Below are 25334 nucleotides of genomic sequence, written 5' to 3'. Positions count from 1 at the left end.
AATGAATAAATCATTTATTAATAATGGCACTTACCACATTCCAGACCACCCATTTGAGCAGCAGTTAATTTATCCACTCCATACTTTTTAGACAGTTCTGAGTGAATCTTTTCGTAATACTCATTGCCTTGTGTCTTTACGTTTGTTTCTCGGTGACAGTTAATACACCAACCCATTGTTAATGGAGCGTGCTGATACATCACCTCCATCTCTTCTACAGGACCGTGACATTTCTGACACTCAACTCCTGCTACACTTACGTGCTGTGAGTGATTGAAGTATGCAAAATCAGGAAGGTTGTGTATACGAACCCATTTAACTGGCTCTGTTTCTCCAGTATATGATTGTGAATTCTCGTCCCAACCAACTGCCTTATATAACTTCTGAATCTCACCATCATAGAATTCTTTTGAATATTCTTCAGTAGCGGTACTCTCTGCTACCTCAGCAATAGACTTATGACAGTTCATACAAACATTTAAAGAAGGAATACCAGAATGCTTAGACACTCTAGCAGAAGAGTGGCAATACTTACACTCTATTTTATTCTCACCTGCATGAATTTTATGCGAATAATGAATAGGCTGTACAGGCATATACCCCTGATCTACACCAACTTGCATAAAATAACCATACACAAAGTATCCACTAGCCAACAATAAAAATATTGCTGACACCAATACTAGAAATTGATTTTGCACAAACGCTTTCCAGATCGGGGTTCTTGGTTCTGATTTAGGCAACTCAACACCGTTTGCTTCAGCAAAACTCCTTAATGTCTTATTAACCAGGAACAATACTATTACTAGCATTAGAAATACTAAAGCTAACGCAGCCAGAACAAGATTTGATGAAACTCCTGAACCACCAGACGTACCTGCTGCAGAACCTCCAGTAGAAGCTTCAGGCAATGGATCTGCTTTTGGCACCATTACATACGCCAAGATATTATCAATATCTGCATTAGTTAATTGTGGAAACGCATTCATTGGAGTTTTATTAAACTCTTCCCAAATAGCAACTGCTTGTGCATCACCAGAGGCAATCATTGCCGCACTATTCTTTACCCATGAATACAACCACTCTCTCTCATACTTATCGGCCACTCCAAAAAGGGCTGGTCCAGTCATTTTTTTATAGCGCTTATGGCAAGCTGCACAAAGAGATTTAAACAAAGCTTCTCCTTTCGCAACATCTCCACCTTCAGTGGATTCTACAGCAGCGGTTTCCGTTGTTGCCACTTCTTCCTGCGCAAAAACTGGATTCAATAAAGAGAATAAAAAAACAGTTCCTAGAAGTAGGAGTTTTGAGGCTGAATTTCGGTATTTCACCTGTTTCATATTATTAAGTAGAATTATCGTCTAAATTTTGGTATGGTTTTTTCATTATTCTTAAAAAATGAGAGAAAACCATGTCCATTTAATTCGACAGCAAAAGTACTATAATAAGTCGATTTTAGAAATGTTAGCGAACTGTTAAGTGTTAATTTATAATTATTCTAAATAATATTTTTAAAGGATTTTGAGTTATTAAACTTTACCTTTGTATCAAATCTATTTGTAATGAGAATTTTAAGCAAAAAAAAGAACCTTTTCCTAGTAGGTTTTTGTTTTACAGGAATCACCTATATAAGCGCACAGGACTCTACGAATTTTGATAATCCTACCGTTTTTACCACTATAGAGTTAACTCCTCCTGCAGAACCGACAGTAACCATCAATCAAGATCCAAGGATTAAACAATTACTGGACATCAAAACGAAAATGGATAAAGATGGAGTGTTAAGTGATAATTACAGAATCCAATTGTATAATGGAAACATGAATCAAGCTCAAAAAGTTCTAAAAAAAGCAGAAGACACATTCCCTCAATGGAAAACAGATATTAAATGGGAAACCCCCGATTTTAAAGTTTGGATTGGCAATTACAGAAGTAAGCTAGAAATGGACAGAGCTTTAAAAGATATTAAAAAAGAATTTGCAGGAGCATTTCCTTTTAAACCTGAAAAAAAATAAATATTTTAACGGCATAAAGGTTTAAAAAAAAGCCTGATCATTGAAAATGATCAGGCTTTTTTAATTTATATAAATTGTACGTATTATAATTTTTTCTTTACAGCTACTTCCTGGAAGGATTCAATCACGTCGCCAATTTTAATATCATTATAATTTTTAACCTGTAATCCACAGTCATATCCTTTAGAAACTTCTTTCACATCATCTTTAAATCTCTTCAAAGAAGCAAGTTCTCCGGTATACACCACCACTCCTTCGCGTATCAATCGAATTCCAGCATTACGGATTATCTTACCAGTCTGAACCATACAACCTGCAATTGTTCCGACTTTAGATATTTTAAATGTTTCTCTGATTTCTGCAGTACCGGTAATTTCCTCTTTCATTACAGGAGAAAGCATACCTTCCATTGCATCTTTCAGATCATTGATCGCATCATAGATAATCGAATAGGTTCTGATATCGATTTCTTCTTTATCAGCCACCTGGCGGGCGTTACCTGCAGGCCTTACATTAAATCCTATAATTATTGCATCTGAAGCTGATGCTAACAACACATCACTTTCTGTAATCGCTCCTACAGCTTTATGAATAATATTTACATGAATCTCTTCAGTAGATAATTTCTGGAATGAATCTGTTAAAGCCTCTACGGAACCGTCTACGTCACCTTTGAGAATAATATTCAATTCTTTAAAGTCTCCAAGAGCGATTCGTCGTCCGATTTCATCCAACGTAATATGTCTTTGTGTACGAACAGATTGTTCCCTATGCAATTGAGCTCTTTTAGAGGCAATATCTTTAGCTTCTCTTTCATCTTCGAGCACACTAAACTTATCACCCGCTTGTGGCGCTCCATCAAGACCTAAGATTGAAACTGGCGTAGAAGGGCCTGCTTCTTTAACATTCTTTCCTCGCTCATCTTGCATCGCCTTAATCTTACCACTATTTCTACCTGCTAGTACATAATCACCTACACGCAATGTACCTGTTTGTACCAGAATTGTGGATACATACCCTCTACCTTTATCAAGAAAAGCTTCTACCACAGTTCCCGAAGCTAGTCTATCAGGATTTGCCTTAAGCTCCAATATTTCGGCCTCTAATAGCACTTTTTCTAATAGTTCTTTAACTCCTTGTCCGGTTTTAGCAGAAATATCATGGGATTGAATTTTTCCTCCCCAATCTTCTACCAACAGGTTCATAGATGCTAATTTCTCTTTTATCTTTTCTGGATTCGCTTCTGGTCGATCCACTTTATTAATTGCAAAAACTATAGGAACTCCAGCAGCTTGCGCATGGCTTATTGCTTCCTTTGTTTGAGGCATTACGTCATCATCTGCTGCAATAACAATAATAGCCAAATCCGTTACCTGAGCTCCACGGGCACGCATCGCCGTAAAGGCTTCGTGACCTGGAGTATCCAAAAATGCTATTTTTTGTCCATTATCTAACTGCACTCCATACGCTCCGATATGCTGTGTAATTCCACCACTTTCTCCAGCAATCACATTTTCTTCACGGATATAATCCAGCAAAGATGTTTTTCCGTGGTCAACGTGCCCCATCACAGTTACAATTGGGGCTCTTAAAATCAGATCTTCTGGTGCATCAACAACCTCTTCAATAGATTCCTCTATATCTGATGTTACGAAATCAACTTCATACCCAAATTCGTCTGCAACGATAGACAATGTTTCTGCATCAAGACGCTGGTTCATCGTTACCATAATACCTAGTGACATACAAGCCGAAATAACCTGAGTAGTAGGAACATCCATCATAGTTGCTACTTCTGAAACAGTAACAAACTCTGTTACTTTTAGCACTTTACTTTCTTGCTCTTGCTGAGCCACATCGTCTTCTACTTTTTGACGGTGTTGATCTCTTTTATCTCTACGGTACTTTGCCGCTTTGGATTTATTAGATTTACCCTGAAGTTTTTCAAGAGTTTCTCTTACCTGCTTTTGTACTTCTTCTTCACTTGGCTCCTCTTTAACAACCGCAGGTCTTCTTCCTTTACCTGACCCACGATTTCCTGGCCCGCGATTACCCGGCCCACGATTTCCACCTTGTCTATTACCTGGTCCTCCTGATTTTCCTCCGTCTTTACTTATTCTCCTACGCCGTTTTTTCGGGTCTCCCCCTGAAGATTTATCAGATTTATCGTCTTTCTTCTTAGTTGGTTTCTTAAATTTGGTCAAGTCAATTTTCTGACCTGTAAAATTAGGACCATCTAATTTCTTATATTGTGTTTCTACTTTTACAGATTCTGACTGATTTTCAGCATCCTGAGCGGCCTGAGTATCTTTTTTGGTAGTTTTTTGTTCTGCTGGCTTTGCTGCTTTCTTCTGCTCTAAATCAATTGAGGCCACTTTAGCAAGCTTAATACCTTTCTTAGCAGGCCTATTTGAAACTACTTCAGGTTTCTTCTCGGTTTCTTTTATTTCCTCTTTTTCGGAAGTCTCTTTTTTTGCTTCTTCTTTGGGCTGTTCGGCAGTTTCTTCTTTCTTATTTAACTCAATCTTACCGACTTGTTTCGGTCCGCTTAATTGGGCTTTAGCTTTTACAACTTCACGTGCTTCAGCGCGTTTACGTTTTTCTTCCTGCTCCGTCTCGATCTGCACCCGCAGTGCTTCTTTCTCTTTTCGTTTTTCCTCACCAACCTCTTTTGAAGCCACCTTCTTACTCTTATCTGTCTGAAATTCATCAAACAAGAGCTGATAGATCTCTGAAGAAATTTTTGTGGTAGGACGCGAGTCTATCTCATGACCTTTTGAATTCAAAAAGTCAACAGCCCGATCTAGCGAGATATTGAATTCGCGTAATACCTTATTTAATCTCATTGTTTTTGCTTCAGCCATAAATGCCTTTTATTTTATGCTCAAATATAAATTAATTGAAGTTATTAATCTTCAAATTCTGATTTTAATATTCTAATAACCTCACCAACAGTCTCTTCTTCGAGATCTGTTCTTTTTACCAAATCTTTAATATCTTGTTCTAAAATACTCTTAGCCGTATCTAATCCTATTTTAGCAAACTCTTCTATAATCCAGGAATCAATCTCATCAGAAAACTCTGATAACTCCACATCTTCTTCCACACCTTCTCTGAACACATCTATCTCATAACCAGTTAGTTGACCTGCTAAACGGATATTATGCCCTCCTCGGCCAATGGCTTTAGACACCTCTTCAGGTTTCAACATAACTTCTGCGCGACCTCCTTCTTCGTTAAGCTTAATAGATGTTACTCTAGCAGGACTCAAGGCTCTTGTAATGTATAGTTGTAAATTATTTGTATAATTAATTACATCGATATTTTCATTTCCAAGTTCTCTAACAATCCCATGAATACGGGATCCTTTCATACCTACACAAGCGCCTACAGGATCAATTCTATCATCATAAGAATCTACAGCAACTTTTGCTTTTTCACCCGGAATCCTAACTACTTTTTTTACTGTTATCAAACCATCAAACACTTCTGGTATTTCTGACTCGAACAACTTTTCCAAGAATAATGGCGAAGTTCTAGACATAATAATTGCAGGTTTGTTACCCTTAAGCTCCACAGATTCAATAACTCCTCTCACATTTTCTCCTTTTCTGAAAAAATCCGATGGTATTTGTCTATCTTTTGGTAAGATAATTTCATTTCCTTCATCATCTAACAAAATTATTGCTCTGTGACGAATATGATGAACTTCAGCAGTATATATTTCTCCTTCTAACTCTTTGAATTGCTTATAAATATTTGTATTATCATGTTCGTGTATTTTAGAGATCAAGTTCTGACGCAACGCTAAAATAGAACGCCTTCCTAAATCTATAAGTTTTACTTCTTGTGAAACATCCTCTCCAATTTCAAAATCAGGCTCTATCTTTCGTGCTTCCGAAATAGATATTTCCTGATTTCCGTCTTCTACTTCTCCATCTGCAACTACTATACGGTTTCTCCAAATCTCTAAATCCCCTTTATCAGGATTTATAATGATATCGAAATTATCATCACTACCAAATTTCTTTTTTAATGCATTTCTAAATACATCTTCTAAGATCGCCATCAGCGTAACACGATCGATTAACTTATCATCCTTAAATTCTGAAAATGACTCTATTAATGCGATATTTTCCATATCAATCTATAATTAAAATGTTATTATAACCTTTGCTTCCAGTATTTCGTTATAAGAAACACTTGCCTCTTTAGTTACTGTTATTTTTCCTTTTCCTACAGGTTTGGGCTCTCTTGTTTTCCAAACCAACGTTATCGTATCATCCGTCACAGAAGTTAATTCGCCTTCAATAGTCTCTTTATCCTCTGTTTTAATCTTAAGTTTTCTACCTATATTTTTTTTATACTGACGTTTGTGAGTCAGTCCTTCAGAAACTCCAGCAGACATTACTTGTAATGAAAAATCCTCTTCTTCTCGATCCAAATTATGCTCAATTGCTCTACTTACTGCGATACAATCTTCTACTGTTACCCCATCATCACCGTCAATAACAACCTCAATATTATTACCCGGATGCATCTTTTGTTCTATTAAAAAAAGCGTAGGCCTTTCCAATAGTGCCTCTTCCAACAAATTTTGAACTTTATCTTTTAATGACATAGGTAGATAAAAAGAGGGGACTTTTTGTCCCCTCCATCTGGTTTTTTAATTTCAACGGTGCAAAGATAGTAATAATATCTTAGATTCAAAACCTAGTTAAGAATGAATTTATTCGTAAATTTAAATGACTATTAATGATTTACCACTCAGTTTATATGAGAACTCAGAATTAAAACCTATATTTTTAAGACATCTCATTTTGTAGGTATGATTAAATAACACAAATTCAATTAATTTTTGTAATGACTATTATTCTAAACACACTATAACCATGATTAAAAAAATTCTAGTACCTACAGATTTCTCTTCACAAGCTGAAAGCGCTTTAAAAGTGGCGGCTCAAATAGCTAAAAAAAATGACTGCCAAATTTATCTTTTACATATTTTAGAAATGCCGGTTCATTTAGTTGACTTGATGTCTTCGGGAGCTTCTGCCCCAGCACCAGAAGCTATATTTTTCATGAAACAAACTCATAAAAAATTTGAAGAGGTTTTGGCAAATGATTACCTAAAAGGTCTTGAAATATTTGAAACGGTAAGTTTTGAAGATGTTCTTCATGGAATTATGGACTCTTGCAAAAAAAATGATATCGATATGATTATTATGGGATCACATGGTTCCTCGGGTTTTGAAGAATTATTTATTGGATCGAACGCTGAGAAAGTTGTTAGGACGTCAGAAAAACCTGTTTTAGTAATCAAAGAGGATTGCGATATTTTTAATGTCAATGATGTTGTATACGCCACTAATTTTGACGATGAAGACAAACCTTCCTTAATTGCAGCTCATGAATTTGCAAAGCAATTAAACGCAAAACTTCATTTATTATGGATAAATACCGCGAATAGCTTCAAAACCACCAGTGAAACAGAAGAAAAAATGAATCTGATGATTGCTGACTTACCTATCGACAACTACACCCTAAACATTTATAATGATATTAACGTAGAAAAAGGAATTTTAAATTTTGCTAATTCAGTCAATGCTGGTTTGATCGGCATTAGTACTCATGGTAGAAAGGGACTATCCCACTTTATTAATGGAAGTCTTGGAGAGGATGTAGTAAATCATGCAAAAAGACCTGTGTTGACTTTTAAAATTTAACTTTTTTTAAACATATTTTAACGCTTATCCCCCTGAAAACAGTGAGCTAAAGAATTTTTTTAATCAGTAGTTTTGAGCATAACATAAAACAATTTTTATTATGCAAAATTCATTATTACAGATTGAAGGGATCACTCTTCTCTCAAAGAAAAGTCAAAAAACAATTAAAGGAGCCGCATCAGAGGATGTTTCACTTTGTGGATGCTCTTGTAGCGGTTCTGTAACTGGCCCTCTTTATTGCCGTAGTTACATTAGTTGCCCACAAGTATATACTTGTGAAGAAACTTTTTAAATACAGCAATCGCTAGTTAGAAGTCAATGTTTATCGAACTCTGGATAAACTTATTATCCAGAGTTCGATTTTTTTTGAATCCTTATCAAATAAATGGAGCTGGAATCTCACAACATTTAAGATATACACACCTAAAAAATTTTGAAATTCGAAATCAACATTATTCGTTTGTCAGCAAATTTATTAATGTGTCTCGCTTTATTCTTACACCTTTCCATTCTACACCTTTAAAATCCATTAAAACATAATACCTTGATCTTTTTCTTTTACAAATTAAAGAGATTCTTCGGATGTTTATCTCCAAAAAACACCCTTTCACTTTCTGGATAAAGCACTCCATTGTTTTCTCTGTTTTGATACACTCGCAAACTATCTCTTTCCAGCTTTAGCGTAAGGATCAAATGACCTGCATCTACAAAATCGTATTTTCCTACATATTTTTCCAACTCAAAAGGAGAAACATATGTCGATGTTCTCACTACTTTTCTGGGAAGCTCCACTTCTTCACCTTCTACTATTTTTTTGTAAATCCGTAACTAATTTTTCGAAAGGAATCTCATCATAATTTGTTAAAAAATAATTATATAAGCTTCTTCAAAATCACGATGGACATATGCTCGTTTACCTTTAGTTCCGCCCGCATGTGAAATGCTATTTTCTCTCACCAATGACGATTGTTTTATAGTATCCAAAATAGAATCATATTTTGCCAGATCATCTACTGTGGAAGGTAAATTATCCATTCTCATTTCATTTTTTAAAAAGGAATCTATTACCTGTACGTTATTTTTTTTCATCTAGACAATGTCCATTAGCGTATTTGTTCAGGTATTTGAGACTTTTATCAAAATTACCCCCAGAGTTATTCATTTCTAATGGATCAAAAAAACTGCTGCTTCAGATATAAAGAATAAGATCCACTATCGATGACTCCAATAATATAATACAACAACTGAAACCCTACATTTAAATATCGACGTTCTATACCAGGTTCGAATTCCAGAGATTCATTTGCTGCCAATGCTATTATTTCTTTAGGAGACAAATTCAATAAATTATCTGTGGAATCAGTAAACTCTCTTGGTAAGCCCGATGTATTATCCATCAGGTTTTGAATAGTTATATGATTCCCATTTGGGAAATCATCCAAATATTGATTAATAAAATCGTTCCGATTTACTTTACCTTGTTACTCTAACTTTAAAACACTCACCTTGGCAAACAGTTTTGCTACAGAACGAAGATCAAACTGACTCTCTGGCACCACAAATAGTGAAGAGGTAGCATCACCCGAAATCTTTATGCCTTACGAAGTATGGTCTTTCCGCTCATTTGTAATAAACGACTCCGTTAGACTTTTTTAGCAAAGTCAACCTTGTTAAATACAAATCGCTTTAAAAAAACAGCGAATCCACGTATGTTAGCTCATTCTTTGAAGTGTATTTTTACTATCACCTGCAAAAGATATGAACATTACTAGCACCAGAAATTGAAGAAAAAAGGTCTCATCGCCTTAATTTTACCACAAAAAAACTACAAATTTTATTATTAAAATTTTAAAAAAGGAAACAACTTTTGTGTCTTAAGAAAATTTCAGGAAGTTCTTTAAAACTTTATTGGTGCAACGCCACAAACTTTTTTAAAATCATGATTAAAATGCGATTGGTCAAAATACTCATAGCGGTAGCAAAGTTCGGTCATGAAAATTTGATCATTTTTTACTTTAAATTTGATCAAATCCATTATGCGAATAGTAATAATAAACCTCTTTAGACTATATAATACTTCCTTTTTAAATACTTTATTTAAATATTGACGTGATTTTTTAAACCTATCTCTAAATAAATTAATCGACACCATACCGTTCTCTTCATAAATATAATCACACACCTCTCTTATAAATAAAGCTGTAGCACTTAAATAAACATTATGTTTACTGATGAAATCCGTTTGTTATCATAAATCTTTCATGAAGGGTTTCATTTCCTAAAAGCCTCTTATAATTTTTTTGTAACGCTAAATTCTCCTTACTTATATCAAATATAACTGGAGCGCTAAGATGTGAGAAAAAATATCCATTTGCCCAAGGCTGTAATTTAATAGTAAAAAACGGCAGACTATCATGAATCTTTAATCTATAAGGCAGATACGGATCGTGAATCGTAAATATCTTATGCGAGATATTTAATTTAGTCCGCTCTTCTGCGTAAATTAAAAACTGTTTCGCTCTTTAAAAAAATAAGTTCATAACAGCAATCATCTACTACAGGGATATATTTAGAATTAGAATTTCTCTTAACAGAAAGGCAATAATATTCTTTAACAAATAAACTTAGAGATGCATTAGGAAGACAAATCCCAATAAACCATAGAACAAAAACCATTTGGCGAAATTGGAAAGAAAACAAAAATAAAAAAAGGAACAACAATAAAATTTGTTGCTCCTTTTATGTTGGTCTACTAGGGCTCGAACCTAGACTCTTCTGGACCAAAACCAGACGTGTTGCCAGTTACACCATAGACCAATGTGTCAATGCGGGTGCAAATTTAATATATTCTTTTTGCTCTGCAAACATTTTTTACAAAAAAAATATTCTGCTCTAATCTTTTAACAAAAAAAATGGTAAATTAAATATTCATATGGTTCAAAATATAAACTTCTGTTAAGCGTTTGCTAAAAAAACCAATAGAGAAGTATTTTTATTACTAAATTCGCCACACCTTATATAACATATATATCTTATGAGTACATTCAACTTTAAAAAGTGGAATAAAATACTAGGATGGGTAGTTTTTACTATCGCATTATGCGTTTACTATCTTACCGTAGAGCCAACTGCCAGTTTTTGGGACGCTGGAGAATACATTGCAACCTCATCAAAATTGCAGGTAGGGCATCCGCCCGGAGCACCTTTGTTTCAAATGATAGGCGCTTTTGCTTCCATGTTTGCATTAGATCCAACTCAGATAGCATTTGTAGTTAATATGACTTCAGCATTTGCAAGCGCATTTGCGATTCTTTTTATGTTTTGGTCTATTACTATTTTAGTACAAAAGCTTATTATTAAAGATGAGGAGTTTACAGAAGGTAAAGCGTTGGCCACTCTTGGAAGTGGACTGGTAGGTGCTTTAGCATTTGCATTTACGGATAGCTTTTGGTTCAATGCGGTAGAGGCAGAAGTTTACGCCATGGCGACATGCATCCTTTCTATTCTTTTCTATCTTGGACTACTTTGGGAAAGAGACATGCATAAGCATAGAGGAAATCGCTGGCTCATCTTAATCGCTTTTATAGCCGGACTCTCTTTTGGTATTCACTTTATGGGATTACTATCGATTCCTGCTATTGGATTGCTTTATTATTTTAAGAATTACAAGGTTACGATAAAAAGTTTTATTACTGCCAATATTGTGGTTGTAGCGATACTCTTATTCATATTTAAACTTCTTTTACCCACCACATTAAAGTTATTTGGATGGTTTGAGGTAACTTTTGTAAATAGCCTGGGAATGCCTTTCAATTCAGGAACCATATTTTTAGGACTAATTATTGCCGCAACTTTTTATTACATCCTAAAATACACTCGTAAAAAAGAATATCCTTTAATAAATTCTGCAGTATTATGTGTATTGTTTATTTTTATCGGTTTCTCATGCTGGATTATGTTACCTATCCGAGCAAATGCCGGAACGGTCATTAATGAAAATAACCCAAATAATGCCCGTGAATTACTCGCTTATTACAATCTAGAACAATACCCAGAAACACATTTGTTTTATGGTCCGCAGTTTACCGAAATATATGCTGGATTAGATGAAGACAATCCATATGAAGATGATAAACCTAAATATGAAAAGAATCTCGAAACAGGAAAATATGACATTGTAAATGACTGGAAGAATGCTAAACAAAATATAGACGATGACCATAAGGCTTTTCTTCCTAGAATGTGGAGTACGGAGCATATTGCTAATTACATGGACTTTACTGGCCCTATTAAGTTTACTGTAAAACCAGAATACCAAGATGAATCGGAGCTATTGGAAGCAGTAACCCAGTTTAGAAGAGAATATGCCGTGGGAAAGCTTGACAATGATGACTACAATCAATTTTTGCGTTCTTTTGGAGATTATCTAAATGTAGAAAAACCTTCCTTCAAATCTAACATCCAATACCTAATAGAATATCAAATGGGATATATGTATTGGAGATATTTTATGTGGAATTTTGTTGGTCGACAAGATGATAATCAAGGAAAGTATACAAACCTCGAAGGAAACTGGCTAAGCGGTATTAAATTTATAGATGAGTTACACCTTGGATCACAGGATAACTTGCCTAGTGATGCAACTAAGAACAAAGCGCGTAACACATATTACTTTTTACCTTTACTATTAGGACTCATTGGTTTTGTATTTCAAATGCAAAGAGACAAAAAGAATTTCTGGATTTTACTAGTCTTTTTCTTGTTCACCGGTTTAGCATTAAAAATATATCTTAATGAAAGACCTTTCGAACCGAGAGAAAGAGATTATGCATTAGTCGGATCCTTCTATGTTTTTGCAATTTGGATTGGTTTTGGCGTGTATGCTTTATTTGACATCCTGAAAAATTCACTAAAGCCTAAATTATTAGCTCCAATAGTTACAGTAATATGTTTACTGGCTGTCCCAACACTGCTAGCCTCCCAGAATTGGGATGATCACGATCGTTCTAACAGGTATACCGCTCAGGCTATGGCTAAAATGTACCTTCAATCCTGTCAAAAAGATGCAATTCTTTTTACTATAGGAGATAATGATACGTTTGCATTGTGGTATGCACAAGACATAGAAGAGTACCGAACCGATGTAAGAACAGTAAATACTAGTTTATTTGCAACAGATTGGTATATAGATCAAATGAAACGGGCAGCATATGATGGTAAACCTATTCCATCTCAACTAACACATGATTTCTATAGATTTGGGAATAACGATGCTATCTATTACAAACCAGTTACCAATGATACCATGCTTATTAAAAATTGGATGAGATGGATAGAAACGGATGATCCCAGAACTAAAGGGGATTTACAAAACGGGAAACAAGTAAATACATTCCCAACCAAACACATTAGGATTCCTGTGGATAAAGAAACTGTTCTTAAGAACGGTATTGTGCCACAAAAAGATGCAGATCTTATTGTGCCATATATAGATATTCATCTCAAAGGAGATTTACTGTTTAAGAATCGTCTATTAATGCTCGATATTATTGCAAATAACAACTGGGAAAGACCTATATACTTTACCGGAGGTAGCTTTGGAGATGATGATTATTTATGGATGAAGGACTATTTACAATTAGATGGGGTCACTTATAAATTAGTACCTATAAGAACTGCTATAGACAAACGAAATCCATACGACATGGGTCGTATTGATACCGATGTTATGTATAAAAACGTAACAAGCTGGGATTGGGGAAATAGTGAGAACCCAAACATTTATCACGATCCAGAGACTCGTAAAAATGCTATCACTTACAGAAGCAATCTTGCTAGATTAGTAGAAGCACTTATTAACGAAGGCAAGAAAGAAAAAGCCAAAGAAATTCTTGATTTAGGTATGGAAAAAATGCCAATAGAGTATTATGAATATTATACTTTATTAGAGCCGTACGTAAGTGGGTATTATGAAGTCGGAGAAAAAGAAAAAGCACGTGAGTTATGGAATAAAATTGCAAAAAAATACCAAGAACAGCTTACATATTTTGGTAGTCTTACTTTAGAAGAACAATACCAATATGCAAGTGAAATTGTCAGTAATGTAGAGAGGTACCGCAGTGTAGTTGATCTTTTGCTGATCAATCAAGACAGAGAGATGATTGAAGAAAAAGCAGAAGAATTTAACAGATACCTTCGCCTTTTTACTAGACTTTATTCTGAAGACGAAGAATACGATAATCAAGGTGCTCTGGAAACTCAAGAACAAGATTTAGAAGAAGAATTTCTGGATAGCCTCAAGCTATTAGATACTTTAGAAAATACACCAAATTCGTAAACTTTTAGAGCCTTACGGTTATAAGGCTCTTTTTTTATATAATTGATTTGGATTTTATACCTGCTAAAACTCCTAATAGCATTAAGCTACTTTTTCCTAATTACACATGGGACTTTTATGAAGAAAAAGAAAAGAAACTGTACCTTACCTTTGATGACGGACCAATTCCTGAAGTTACAGAGTTTGTATTGGATCAACTTCGGCTTTTCAAGGCAAAAGCAACATTCTTTTGTATTGGAGAAAACATCATAAAACACCCCCATATTTTTAACAAAATCATTTCAGAAGGACATCATATTGGAAACCATACTATGAATCATCTAAATGCAAGAAAAAACAAGCTTGCCGTATACGTAGAAAATGTTTTTGAATGTGAAAAAATAATAGCAGCATACTTAATGCCAGAACATAAACTTTTTAGACCACCATATGGGCAACTTAGCAAAAAGAAACTAAGTGCACTAAGAAAGGCTGGGTATCAAATTATTTTATGGGATGTTTTGTCTAAAGACTGGGATAAAGGTACATCTCCAAAGGAATGCTACGATAATGTAGTAAGGAACTCAAAAAGTGGAAGTATTGTAATTTTTCACGACAGTATTAAAGCTTCAAAGAACTTAAAACGTGTATTACCAAAAGTATTAGAATATTTTACAGAAAAAGGGTATGTGTTTGACTCTATATAAAACTAATTTATAGACAGAAGCTATACGTATTCTTTCATAAGGCCAATAAGTGTATTAGCATCTTGTTCACCACTCTGTCTCCATACCATCTCACCTTCTTTATAAATCATCAATGTTGGAAGGCCTTTAATCCGTAAAGCTGTCGCTAACTCTTCATTTTTATCAACATCTATCTTAATAACTTTAGCCTTATCACCTAGAGCAGCAGCTACATCTCTTAATACTGGATGCATAGAAACAGAAGGCTCGTTCCATTCAGTATAAAAATCCAGCAAAACAGGAACCCTAATACCTATTAATTCTCCAAACTTTGACATGTTCTAAAATTTTATATTCTAATGCTATTACAATAACGAATAAAACTTCAATATAATTGTAAATATAACATTTTCTACGAATTATGTTGACTTAGACCCTTTTCGCAATTCTATAACCGTTATTTCAGGCCATATTCCAACCCTACCAGGAAAAGCGTGAAAACCAAAACCTCTATTCACATTAAGATAACGCCCCATTTCATTATACATTCCGGCCCATTGTTTGTATACATACTGAACTGGGCTCCATTTTAAAAACCCGGGAATCTCTATCCCAAACTGAAATCCATGAGTATGTCCACTCAGTGTTAGATGATAATGATCCTCGTGTTTCTTTACTTCATACTCCCAATGTGAAGGGTCATGACTCAGCAAAATTTTAAAATCTTCTTTAGAAACACCTTCTGCCGCTTTCGTTAGATCACCAGCTTTTTTAAAGTTGTGCCCCCAATTCTCTACTCCTACTATAGCGATACGTTCTCCGCCTTTTTCTACAAAAGTATTTTCGTTAAGTAACAACTTAAAGTCTATTTTAGAGTGCACCTGTTTTATCGCTTCAAAATTAGCTGCCTTTTCTTCTTCAGTTTCCCAAGTCACATATTCACCGTAGTCGTGATTACCTAAAATAGAATATTTACCATAAAATGGGGTTTTCAACCTTTTAAAAGTATCAATCCATTCATCCATTTCACTGGCCATCGTATTTACGATATCTCCTGTAAAAACTAACAAATCAGTTTCCTGTTGATTAATTAAATCTACTGCATATTCAATTTTAGCAACCTCATCAAAACTACCAGAATGAATATCAGAAATCTGAGTCAATCGAAATCCATCAAACGCTTCAGGTAAATCATTAAAATAGAGTACATGATTTATCACCTTGAAATTATATTTCCCTCTAACTATTCCGTGGATCAATCCAGCAAAAGGTATAGCAGCAACACCAACAGCAAGCTGGCTAATAAATTTCCTTCGATCAGGTAAATACCTAGTAGCGTTACCATCAAAAAAAGTATTGGTCAAATACGTATATCCCGCAACACATAGCCTTATAATATCCTCTCCAAACATAAACAATACCAGAATTAATTTAGGCGCCAGTGTAACCAATAGTAAGCCACTTGCTCTAAGAGTGTATTTTGTAGGGCCTACACTTCTGTCATAATTAGCAAACACATACACTACATATCCAATAATAAATAACGAAATAACCAAATATACAACGTGTAACCATTGATATTTTGTAATAGTTCTTATTACTTGATATGCATATATTTCTATAATTACGTAAAGTATTAAAGGGATAATCCAACGCATATAACTGATAAAATTTGTTTACCAAACAAAACTATCCCTCCTATTATCAATCCTAGTTATATTTAAGTAAAAATTAACGATTTGCGAATGTATCACATAAAAATATCTGTGATTATGTAGTTGTACAGAGACTTACCGCTATAAATCTTATAATTTTCTTTTATATGTAAACTTTTTATTCGTACCTTCGTTTCACCATTTGATTATGGGGGATTTACAAAAAAATCTACTTTATTTAGAAAATATTACTATCGTATTTATAGCAATTGATAACATTGTTATCAATTTTATTTTGGGGCGAAATGCCGTCATTCTTTGACGGCATTTCTTATTTAATAGAATTTTGAATCCATTTTCACTAATCTTCTTTTTATATTGCGTTTCTAAAAACTAAACAAATTATGTCACAAAAACGTCTTTTCCTTCTGGATGCTTATGCGCTGATTTTTCGCGGCTATTATGCTTTGATAAAAAATCCAAGAATTAATTCAAAAGGACAAGACACCTCTGCAATCATGGGGTTTGTCAACTCACTTTTTGATGTAATTAAAAGAGAAAACCCAGATCATCTTGCCGTAGCTTTTGACAAAGAAGGCAGTAAAGATCGTGTAGAAATGTATGCAGATTACAAAGCCAATCGCGACGAAACTCCTGAAGCCATAAAAATAGCAGTTCCTATTATACAGAAAATATTAAAAGCCATGCATATCCCAATTATTGAAAAAGCTGGGATTGAGGCAGATGACCTGATCGGAACTCTTGCAAAACAAGCTGAGAAGGAAGGCTATCAAACCTTTATGGTAACGCCTGATAAAGATTATGCGCAGCTAGTGTCCGAAAACATTTTTATGTATCGCCCTGCCAGAATGGGGAACGGTATTGAAATATGGGGAATTCCTGAAGTACAAAAAAGATTTGAAGTTGAATACCCTGAACAGGTTATTGATTATTTAGGTATGATGGGGGATGCGGTGGATAATATTCCTGGTTTACCAGGTGTAGGAGATAAAACTGCGAAGAAGTTTATTGCTGCTTATGGATCTATGGAAGGGCTCTTTGAAAATATCGACCAGTTAAAAGGTAAAATGAAAGAAAAAGTTGCAGCTAATAAAGAGCTAGGACTTCTATCTAAAAAATTAGCGACTATCATGCTTGACTGTGATGTTACTTTCGATGCAAAGGATTATGAGATTTCTGAACCAGACGCAAAAAAAGTACAAGAGATTTTTGAAGAATTAGAGTTCAGGAGATTAACTGATCAATTTACTAAAATCTTCTTCCCTTCAGAAACTTCATCAAGTTCTTCGAACAACATTATATCATCTAAAAAACAAGGTGAGCAAGCTGGTGCAGGGCAGTTTTCATTATTTGGCGACAATCAACAAAACACCGCTTCAAACAACTCATTTTCAAGCAGAAAAAATATTTCGAATACAGAACATCTCTATCAATGTGTTTTACCAGGAATGGCAATGAAGTTGTTTCTTCAGAATCTACTTAAACAGGAAAATGTTTGTTTTGACACAGAAACGACAGGTCTTGATCCGCTTACCGCAGAATTGGTGGGTATTGCTTTTTCGTGGGAAACAGGAAAAGGATTTTACATTCCGTTTCCGGAAAACCAGAAAGACGCTCAGGAATTAATTGAACAATTGAGACCATTTTTTGAAGCTGAAAACATAACTAAGATTGGTCAAAACCTGAAATATGATATTAAAGTATTAGCCAAATATGATCTTACCGTTAAAGGCGACCTTTTTGACACGATGTTAGCTCATTATTTGATCAATCCTGACATGAGACATAATATGGATGTACTTTCTGAAACTTATCTTAATTACACACCTGTTTCTATTTCCGAATTGATAGGAAAAAAAGGTAAGAATCAGTTATCATTCCGACAAGTTCCACAGGAGCAGCAGACAGAATATGCTGTAGAAGATGCAGATATAACCTATCAATTAAAGGAGCATTTTACTCCAGAACTTAATGAAGCCAATATATTATCATTATTTGAAGATATCGAAGTGCCCTTACTACGAGTGCTCGCAGACATGGAAATTGAAGGAATCAACTTAGATAAAAAATTCTTAAAATCGCTTTCAGAACAACTAGATAAAGATATTAAAGCATTAGAGTCCAAAATTTATACTGAGGCTGGAGAAGAGTTTAACATAGCCTCTCCTAAGCAAATGGGTGTTATTTTATTCGAAAAAATGAAGTTGGTAGACAAACCTAAAAAAACAAAAACAGGCCAATATTCTACTGCAGAAGATGTATTGTCTTATCTGGCAAAGGATCACGAAATCATTCAGAAAATATTAGATTACCGAGGGTTATCAAAACTAAAAAGCACCTATGTCGATGCATTACCCAATCAAATAAATGAAAGCACGGGTCGTGTACACACGGATTATATGCAAACAGTAGCCGCTACAGGCCGATTAAGTTCTAACAACCCCAATTTACAAAATATCCCAATCAGAACAGAACGTGGACGACAGGTTCGAAAAGCCTTTGTACCAAGGAATGATGAATATACTTTGCTCGCAGCAGATTACTCTCAAATAGAATTAAGGATCATTGCAGCGCTCAGTGAAGAAGAGACCATGATCAACGCTTTTAAAAACGGGGAAGACATTCACGCTTCTACCGCTGCAAAAGTATTTAACATCCCTATTGAAGAAGTAACTAGAGAGCAACGAAGTAATGCAAAAACCGTAAACTTTGGGATTATTTATGGTGTTTCTGCTTTTGGATTAAGTAACCAAACAAATCTTTCCCGAAGCGAATCCAAAGAATTAATAGACACATATTACAAAACCTACCCTAAACTTCGCAATTATATGAGCGAGCAGGTTGATTTTGCCAGAGAGAATGGATATGTACAAACCGTACTAGGAAGACGTCGTTATCTCAAAGATATTAACTCTGCCAATGCAGTCGTAAGAGGAGCCGCAGAACGAAATGCTGTAAATGCACCTATACAAGGTAGTGCCGCTGATATTATCAAAATAGCCATGATCAATATACATCAGAAATTGAACGAGGGCAAGTATAAAACCAAAATGCTACTACAGGTACATGATGAATTAGTCTTTGACGTATACAAACCTGAATTAGAAAAGTTACAGTCACTTATAAAATCCGAGATGGAAAGTGCTTATAGCCTTGCGGTGCCGCTAGATGTAGATTTGGGTCTGGGAAATAACTGGCTTGAGGCTCATTAAAAAAGCAACTGCTTTTGATACATATATAACTATATAGAAAAACATAACGAACTAATCATTATTTATTTTATGGAACAACTTTTTACTGCTGATAGTCTTTTTACTTTATTTATGCTTGTTTTGTTACAAGCAGTATTGGGTTTTGATAATCTTTTATACATTTCTTTAGAATCTAAAAAAGCCCCCGCAGAAAAACAAAGTTTTGTTAGAAAAATGGGAGTAGGACTTGCCATCATACTTCGTATCGTATTACTTTTTGTTTTGATGTCGTTAATTCAGTTTTTTCAGGATCCGTTCTGGAGTCTCCATGATAACGGTATTATAGAATTCGAATTCAACGTGCATAGCATCATTGTTCTGGTGGGTGGAGTATTTATTATATATACGGCCGTTAAGGAGATTTGGCATATGATGCTTCTCAATGAGCACGAAGAGCAGCATAAAGACACACAAAGAGGCTCTACAAAAAAAATCATTTTTTGGATTGTCATTATGAACCTGGTATTTTCTTTTGATTCTATTCTAAGTGCGATGGCATTGACTAGTCACATGGAGTATGCATCTCAATTAATTTTAATGTCCATCGCCATCATTATGGGCGGTGTTTTAATGATTGTTTTAGCAGATAAGGTATCTAATTTCCTTCAGAAAAATAGAATGTACGAAGTATTAGGGCTTTTTATATTATTCATCGTAGGTATTATGTTGTTATCAGAAGGCGGTCATTTGGCACACTTACATTTATTCGACAATGCGATTACACCTATGAGTAAAACAACCTTCTATTTTGTTATTATTGTCTTGGTGATTGTTGATATAGTACAAGGACGTTATCAAAAGAATTTATTAGCTCAAAAGAAACGTAAAGAAGTTTTAGTTGAGAAAGAGGACGATAAATAACTTTTAAGAGATTATAATGCATAAAAAAGTCGCTTCTTTTTTGAAAGAAGCGGCTTTTGGTTTAAGTACATCGTGAATTACTGTCTGGTAAAGATTAACGCTACTGCGCCTAAATCCGTTACTTCATCTGTAAAAGAAAGTGTAGTCTCTGTTAGTGTAACCGTTACCGTTTTTGGATCCATTCCAGCAGGAGTAAATGTCAATTGATCAGCATCCAGCATCCACGCACCAGTTTCTGTAAGCGTATTACCCGTGCAATCTGCAGTTACTACAGGAGGAATTCCTGGTTCAAACATAACCGAAATTTCAGTAACATTCTGATCATAAGTATTATCTTCATTTACTGTAATATTATCTTCAAAGCAAGGTAACTCCTCTAGCAAATTAGTAGATGCGGTTCCGTCCATATTAAGATCTACAGGTCCTGCACCAGAAGCAGAAGTAAGTTTCCAAACCCCTACTAACGAAACATTTATTGGGTCACCCCCGTTATCATCATCAGAACTACAGGATGTATAGAACAATGTAAACGACAATGCGAAAAGAAAAAATTTAGCTTTCATAATTTGAGTTTTAAATATTAATAACGATTCATTCTAAACTATTAGTATGTATGAAAGAATAATATGCTTATCTAAAAAAGTACTACTTTAATGGGTAGCACTTTTAGTTGCAGTAAAAAAGTCATAGTAATTTAAAAACGTAGGGATTACTGGACCATTAAAAGAATTAGGGGCATTAAATAAAACACATACACCGATTTTATTTGCTGGATCTATCATTAACTGTGTTTTATATTGATTTACATTTCCGCCGTGATAAATTATAACTCTATCCCTATAATCTAAAACTCTCCACCCTTTCGCATAATAAGAATCTGTAACTCCATCCCATAAATTTACATACGTATCTTTTTGACTCGTACAAATCATTGGGTTAAAAATCTCCGTCAGGCTTTCTTTAGAAATAATATCGGGACGATATCCTAATAACACTTTTAAATATTCAGCCATATCAGATATCGAAGCATTAATTCCTCCGGCTGCCGCCACGTTATAATAATTTTTATGAATAGCTGTTAGATAAAACTTTTTAGAATAATGATTCCATTTATGCGGCAAGGCTACGTTAGAATGCTGCTTGATATCAATAAAAGAACTAGAAGCATTCTTCATTCCTGCCTGGATAAATAATCGTTCTTTAAGTAAAGTGTCGAAAGATTTTCCCGTTGCATTTTCCATTACTTTTTCAACTACAGAGAAAACAGCATTTTGATATTCATAGTTGGTTCCTTCTCTGTCAACAACTCCGTTTCTCTTAAAATTGGATATGATATTTTTTAAGGACAGTCCCTTATGTATAAGCTTAGAGTTGGTATACTTATATAATCCGGTAGTATGAGACAACAGATGATTTACTTGTAATCGGTTGGCTTGTGCTTTATCTCTTAGATCAAAATTACTCACCGATTCTTTTACTCCCTGATCCCATTGAAGTTCTTTGCGATCAACCAGATTTCCTGCCAAAACAGAAGTCACTCCTTTAGACAAGCTTGCAATCCTAAATACGGTGTTTACATTAACTGAATCGGTTGTATGGATTTCTTTTACTCCAAAACCTCTTTTATATATCACTGTAGAATCTTTTACGATTACTATAGCCGCACCGGGGCACTCTGATATATTAAAGTTGGTCGCAAAAAACTTCTCATAATGTTCCAAAAAAAATGATACAGAATCTCTTTTGTTTACCACTGGTTTTTGATCTACAACCACCACTTTTTCTTCCATTTTAGAAGTTGTACATCCGACAATTAAAATAGAAATAAAAAATCCAAGAAAGTTTTTCATATAGCCATAATCTAATAGGCTGCAAAATACAGGTAAAAACTTTTATCTGAAAAATTCCAAGATCCTTTTTATATTTTATAATACAAATCTATAAGTAGCCTTAATTAAGAATGTATTGTCAGGTTGTTGACCAAAAATTTGATTATCTAAACTTCTAAACAAATGATCTCCTGGATCACCTGAACCATTAACCCCTTGCGACCATACTACGAAGATCTCTGATCCTGGTATATACTCCCAACGTAATACCAAATTAGACCGAAACTGCACAAAGGCAAAATCAGGATTGTCGATTGTATAATCCTCTGTACCATCCCTATTTTCATCGACTGAATAAATATCATCTGTAAAAGATATTTGTTCTTCATCATATAGAGTTACTCGCTCATTTAAATCTACTGCCGTAGCATTGTTTACGTAGTTGAAATCCGTATATGTACCTCTAGAAATAAATGGTTGTCCGTAATATTGGATTGTAAGATTCGGGTTGATATTGTAATTTAAGCGAATACTAGCACTTAAGGTTTGCTGATCAATTCTTGCAGTTATATACCTTGGTGTCCCTGCAAAATTGGTCTCCGTTACATATTGCGTTTTATTAGGGTTTCTTTCAAATTCTGGATTTATGGACATACTAAATGCATTAAATGGTTGATATTTTAGCCTCAAAACATATCGTTGCACGGAAAAATTATTTTGTCGTGCCCCCGAATTCACATAGCCCATTGTGAAGTTAAACTTCTTTCTGCTATCTGAGCCAAAAAACAGAAAGGCAAAATTCTCTTCGGAAAATCTCCATCTAGGACCTCCTCTTAAAATAGTATTTGTAAAAATTCTAGGTTTATGAGCTGCCCCTATCTCAGTCCACCAGTTGTTTTGATAATTGATATAACCGTTGAATTCATATTGAATTCTATTATAATTTCCTTCAAAATCAAAAGCAGAGGATTGTTCGAAACTAACATTAGCACGTCTATAGAACTTTGTGGGTTTCAGGAATAAATAACGAACATTGACAAATTGTCGTATATCATCAGCCTGTCTTAAGAACCCTACATCGTTTAACTCTAATTCCGGAGATCTCCAGAAGACTCCCGCTGTATACCTCCAGTTCCCACCACCTGATTTACCTCCTATAAGTTTTCCTCCTGTTCCGGTAAGCGATGTTCTATTTGGATCTACTTCCACATGGCTTGCATCTACTCTTTGAAAAAGGTGCGTTAACTCATTTTGTGTTGCTTCAATTGCCTCTTTGGATCCTTCTACATGACTTGTCACTAAATTTCCTTCTATAAAATATTTCCTTTCTTTCCAATTATGCCTAAAATCTAATCCTCCTGTATATGCAGATTTTCTTAAAAAGTTCAGATTATTTTCTCTCAATCCAACTAATTCTGATGTTTCATCGGTATTCGGATTATCATAATCTACATTAAGTATATCTCCAAGATTACGATTTGTAGCTGTAAAAATACCTCCTATATAACTATTACGGTCATTAAAATCCTTTTGCACTCTACCTACAAAATAGTTTGTTAGCGGCTCTACGATAGTTTCTCTTCTATTTCCATCAGCATCTTCAATTTTAGCTATTTCTCTCTCAGTAACACTTTCTAAAATGCCAATAGACCATCCATCTTTGGTTTTACCACTAAACTTAGCAGCCCCCAAAATAGTAGTATTATTAGGCCTATCCACGAATTCTGTATTTATAGGGCTCGAACCAATAGAACCTTGTGGACTTCTTCCGATTCTTCTAGAATAAAATACATTATCTTGACCATTAGCAAATCTATAGTCAAAAATATTTTTGTTTTCTACAAAAAATGGTCGTTGTTCTCTAAAGAAAATCTGAAAACCATCCAAAGCAATAGCCGCAGGATCTGCTTCCACTTGACCAAAGTCCGGATTAACTGTTAAATCCATGGTAAGATCATTAGTTATACCAATTTTAGCATCAAGACCGCCGTTTAACTTAAAATCATCTCCATCTCTAAAAGGATTACCACCTTCTTCTGGAAAAGTGTCGTATTGCACAACTCCAAAAGGCTGGATTTCTAATTGTTTTTGCGGTTCTATATTGATCAATCCGTGTAACTCTCCAAATTCACTAACCCATCCGGGAGCATCCTGCGGAACTCTTTGCCATACGGATTTTTCTTCTTTTCTAAAAAATCTTCTGGTCAATTGAAGTCCCCATATTTGTTCTTTACTCTTACCGAACTTCAATTGACTTAATGGAATCTTCACTTCTGCGGTCCAGCCTTTGTCATCAATACTAGTCGCAGTATACCAGATAGGGTTCCAACTACCATCCCAATTATTCCCATTATTAGATATAAATTCATCACCTTTTACTCCTGCCGCAGTAATCGTAAAAGAGAATCCAGTGCGCTTGTCGTGATAACTATCTAAATTAATTTCTACCCAATCTCCGGCAAAGCCATCTCTTCTTGACAACCTTTTTTCTATTTTATCAGGTTCGCTATCATAACATCGATACGCAATGTAAAGGTATTTCTGATCATATAATATTTTAAATTTTGTTTGTTCACTTGGCGGTGTATTCTCGTCGGGTTGATTCTCTATAAAATCTCCTGACCACTCTACTAAGTCCCAGCTCGATTCTTCTATTATTCCATTAATTGTTGGTGCATCTAACCCTTTGAGAGGTTTAGTAGTATAGATTCTCTTTTTAACAACCGTAGAATCCTGGGCATTCGCAAATAATGTAAAAAGAAATACTCCTATTACTTGAATAGCGCTCTTCATGTCGATTAGTTTTGTTGATTGATGTTTAATACAGGACATAAAATAGGAATCTTTGTCACAGTTATCTCTCCTTTTTAATAAAATATTAACATCAATAGAGAACTTTTATAAAGCAGAATGATGAAAATCACACCATATGATCAATGTATCTGAAAACCAACGGATCATAGTTCTAAAATAA

The 25334-nt window shown here is 34.7% G+C and carries 19 protein-coding genes, 1 tRNA gene and 1 pseudogene; 7 read left to right on the top strand and 14 right to left on the bottom strand.

What is annotated here, in order from left to right:
• Positions 1-17: 17 nt before the first annotated feature.
• On the bottom strand, positions 18-1340 hold the full coding sequence (locus ACWGOQ_RS02070) for a c-type cytochrome (RefSeq protein WP_452056889.1): 1323 nt from the start codon (positions 1338-1340) through the stop codon (positions 18-20).
• 222 nt (positions 1341-1562) lie between these two features.
• Between ACWGOQ_RS02070 and ACWGOQ_RS02065 the strand changes: the two genes are divergently transcribed.
• The gene (locus ACWGOQ_RS02065) at positions 1563-2015 is read left to right on the top strand and encodes an SPOR domain-containing protein (protein WP_452056888.1); all 453 of its coding nucleotides are present in this window, start codon (positions 1563-1565) and stop codon (positions 2013-2015) included.
• Between the two features lie 83 nt (positions 2016-2098).
• On the opposite strand, the gene infB is transcribed toward ACWGOQ_RS02065, so the two are convergent.
• The 3 genes from infB to rimP are packed head-to-tail and all read right to left on the bottom strand — an operon-like array spanning position 2099 to position 6636.
• Positions 2099-4879, bottom strand: coding sequence for a translation initiation factor IF-2 (gene infB / locus ACWGOQ_RS02060; protein WP_452056887.1), 2781 nt, complete (start codon positions 4877-4879; stop codon positions 2099-2101).
• Between the two features lie 44 nt (positions 4880-4923).
• Positions 4924-6156, bottom strand: a complete 1233-nt coding sequence (gene nusA, locus ACWGOQ_RS02055; protein WP_452056886.1) for a transcription termination factor NusA — start codon at positions 6154-6156, stop codon at positions 4924-4926.
• A gap of 12 nt (positions 6157-6168) precedes the next feature.
• Complete coding sequence (gene rimP, locus ACWGOQ_RS02050; RefSeq protein ID WP_452056885.1) at positions 6169-6636, bottom strand: ribosome assembly cofactor RimP; 468 nt, start codon at positions 6634-6636, stop codon at positions 6169-6171.
• Between the two features lie 271 nt (positions 6637-6907).
• Between rimP and ACWGOQ_RS02045 the strand changes: the two genes are divergently transcribed.
• Positions 6908-7741 carry a universal stress protein gene (locus ACWGOQ_RS02045; protein WP_452056884.1) on the top strand — a complete coding sequence of 278 codons (834 nt, stop codon included), beginning with the start codon at positions 6908-6910 and terminating at the stop codon, positions 7739-7741.
• 100 nt (positions 7742-7841) lie between these two features.
• A complete protein-coding gene (locus ACWGOQ_RS02040; protein WP_452056883.1) occupies positions 7842-8033 on the top strand; it encodes a hypothetical protein in 192 nt (63 codons plus the stop codon).
• Between the two features lie 266 nt (positions 8034-8299).
• Here ACWGOQ_RS02040 and ACWGOQ_RS02035 read toward each other — a convergent pair whose 3' ends face one another.
• The 5 genes and pseudogenes from ACWGOQ_RS02035 to ACWGOQ_RS02015 form a co-directional block, all read right to left on the bottom strand.
• Positions 8300-8512, bottom strand: a complete 213-nt coding sequence (locus tag ACWGOQ_RS02035; RefSeq protein WP_458202269.1) for a hypothetical protein — start codon at positions 8510-8512, stop codon at positions 8300-8302.
• A 90-nt stretch (positions 8513-8602) separates the two neighbouring features.
• Positions 8603-8776 (bottom strand): hypothetical protein, encoded by a 174-nt coding sequence (locus ACWGOQ_RS02030; RefSeq protein ID WP_452056881.1) that lies wholly within the window; start codon positions 8774-8776, stop codon positions 8603-8605.
• A 137-nt stretch (positions 8777-8913) separates the two neighbouring features.
• Positions 8914-9210, bottom strand: a pseudogene (locus ACWGOQ_RS02025) (serine hydrolase); the annotation flags it as partial.
• 428 nt (positions 9211-9638) lie between these two features.
• Positions 9639-9893 carry a helix-turn-helix domain-containing protein gene (locus tag ACWGOQ_RS02020; protein WP_452057203.1) on the bottom strand — a complete coding sequence of 85 codons (255 nt, stop codon included), beginning with the start codon at positions 9891-9893 and terminating at the stop codon, positions 9639-9641.
• A gap of 592 nt (positions 9894-10485) precedes the next feature.
• A tRNA-Gln gene (locus ACWGOQ_RS02015) sits at positions 10486-10558 on the bottom strand.
• A gap of 217 nt (positions 10559-10775) precedes the next feature.
• Between ACWGOQ_RS02015 and ACWGOQ_RS02010 the strand changes: the two genes are divergently transcribed.
• Positions 10776-14078 carry a glycosyltransferase family 117 protein gene (locus tag ACWGOQ_RS02010; RefSeq protein ID WP_452056880.1) on the top strand — a complete coding sequence of 1101 codons (3303 nt, stop codon included), beginning with the start codon at positions 10776-10778 and terminating at the stop codon, positions 14076-14078.
• A 47-nt stretch (positions 14079-14125) separates the two neighbouring features.
• Positions 14126-14764 (top strand): polysaccharide deacetylase family protein, encoded by a 639-nt coding sequence (locus ACWGOQ_RS02005; RefSeq protein WP_452056879.1) that lies wholly within the window; start codon positions 14126-14128, stop codon positions 14762-14764.
• 20 nt (positions 14765-14784) lie between these two features.
• Here the strand turns inward: ACWGOQ_RS02005 and ACWGOQ_RS02000 are convergent, their stop codons facing one another.
• Both ACWGOQ_RS02000 and ACWGOQ_RS01995 read right to left on the bottom strand, forming a co-directional pair.
• Positions 14785-15081 (bottom strand): thioredoxin family protein, encoded by a 297-nt coding sequence (locus ACWGOQ_RS02000; RefSeq protein ID WP_452056878.1) that lies wholly within the window; start codon positions 15079-15081, stop codon positions 14785-14787.
• Positions 15082-15162: 81 nt separating this feature from the next.
• A complete protein-coding gene (locus ACWGOQ_RS01995; RefSeq protein WP_452056877.1) occupies positions 15163-16401 on the bottom strand; it encodes a metallophosphoesterase in 1239 nt (412 codons plus the stop codon).
• Positions 16402-16799: 398 nt separating this feature from the next.
• Between ACWGOQ_RS01995 and polA the strand changes: the two genes are divergently transcribed.
• On the top strand, positions 16800-19631 hold the full coding sequence (gene polA, locus ACWGOQ_RS01990; RefSeq protein WP_452057202.1) for a DNA polymerase I: 2832 nt from the start codon (positions 16800-16802) through the stop codon (positions 19629-19631).
• A 69-nt stretch (positions 19632-19700) separates the two neighbouring features.
• On the top strand, positions 19701-20531 hold the full coding sequence (locus tag ACWGOQ_RS01985) for a TerC family protein (RefSeq protein ID WP_452056876.1): 831 nt from the start codon (positions 19701-19703) through the stop codon (positions 20529-20531).
• Positions 20532-20608: 77 nt separating this feature from the next.
• On the opposite strand, the gene ACWGOQ_RS01980 is transcribed toward ACWGOQ_RS01985, so the two are convergent.
• The 3 genes from ACWGOQ_RS01980 to ACWGOQ_RS01970 all read right to left on the bottom strand — a co-directional run bounded on the left by ACWGOQ_RS01980 (position 20609) and on the right by ACWGOQ_RS01970 (position 25153).
• Positions 20609-21094 carry a lipocalin family protein gene (locus ACWGOQ_RS01980; protein WP_452056875.1) on the bottom strand — a complete coding sequence of 162 codons (486 nt, stop codon included), beginning with the start codon at positions 21092-21094 and terminating at the stop codon, positions 20609-20611.
• Positions 21095-21181: 87 nt separating this feature from the next.
• Positions 21182-22381: a serine hydrolase domain-containing protein gene (locus tag ACWGOQ_RS01975; RefSeq protein WP_452056874.1), complete on the bottom strand. Its 1200-nt coding sequence runs from the start codon at positions 22379-22381 to the stop codon at positions 21182-21184.
• A gap of 75 nt (positions 22382-22456) precedes the next feature.
• Positions 22457-25153: a DUF5916 domain-containing protein gene (locus tag ACWGOQ_RS01970; RefSeq protein WP_452056873.1), complete on the bottom strand. Its 2697-nt coding sequence runs from the start codon at positions 25151-25153 to the stop codon at positions 22457-22459.
• Positions 25154-25334: the final 181 nt, after the last annotated feature.

The organism is Aquimarina ulvae, from assembly GCF_053613295.3.
Note: the sequence above shows the minus strand (reverse complement) of the source record. Positions and strands in the feature narration are given on the sequence as shown.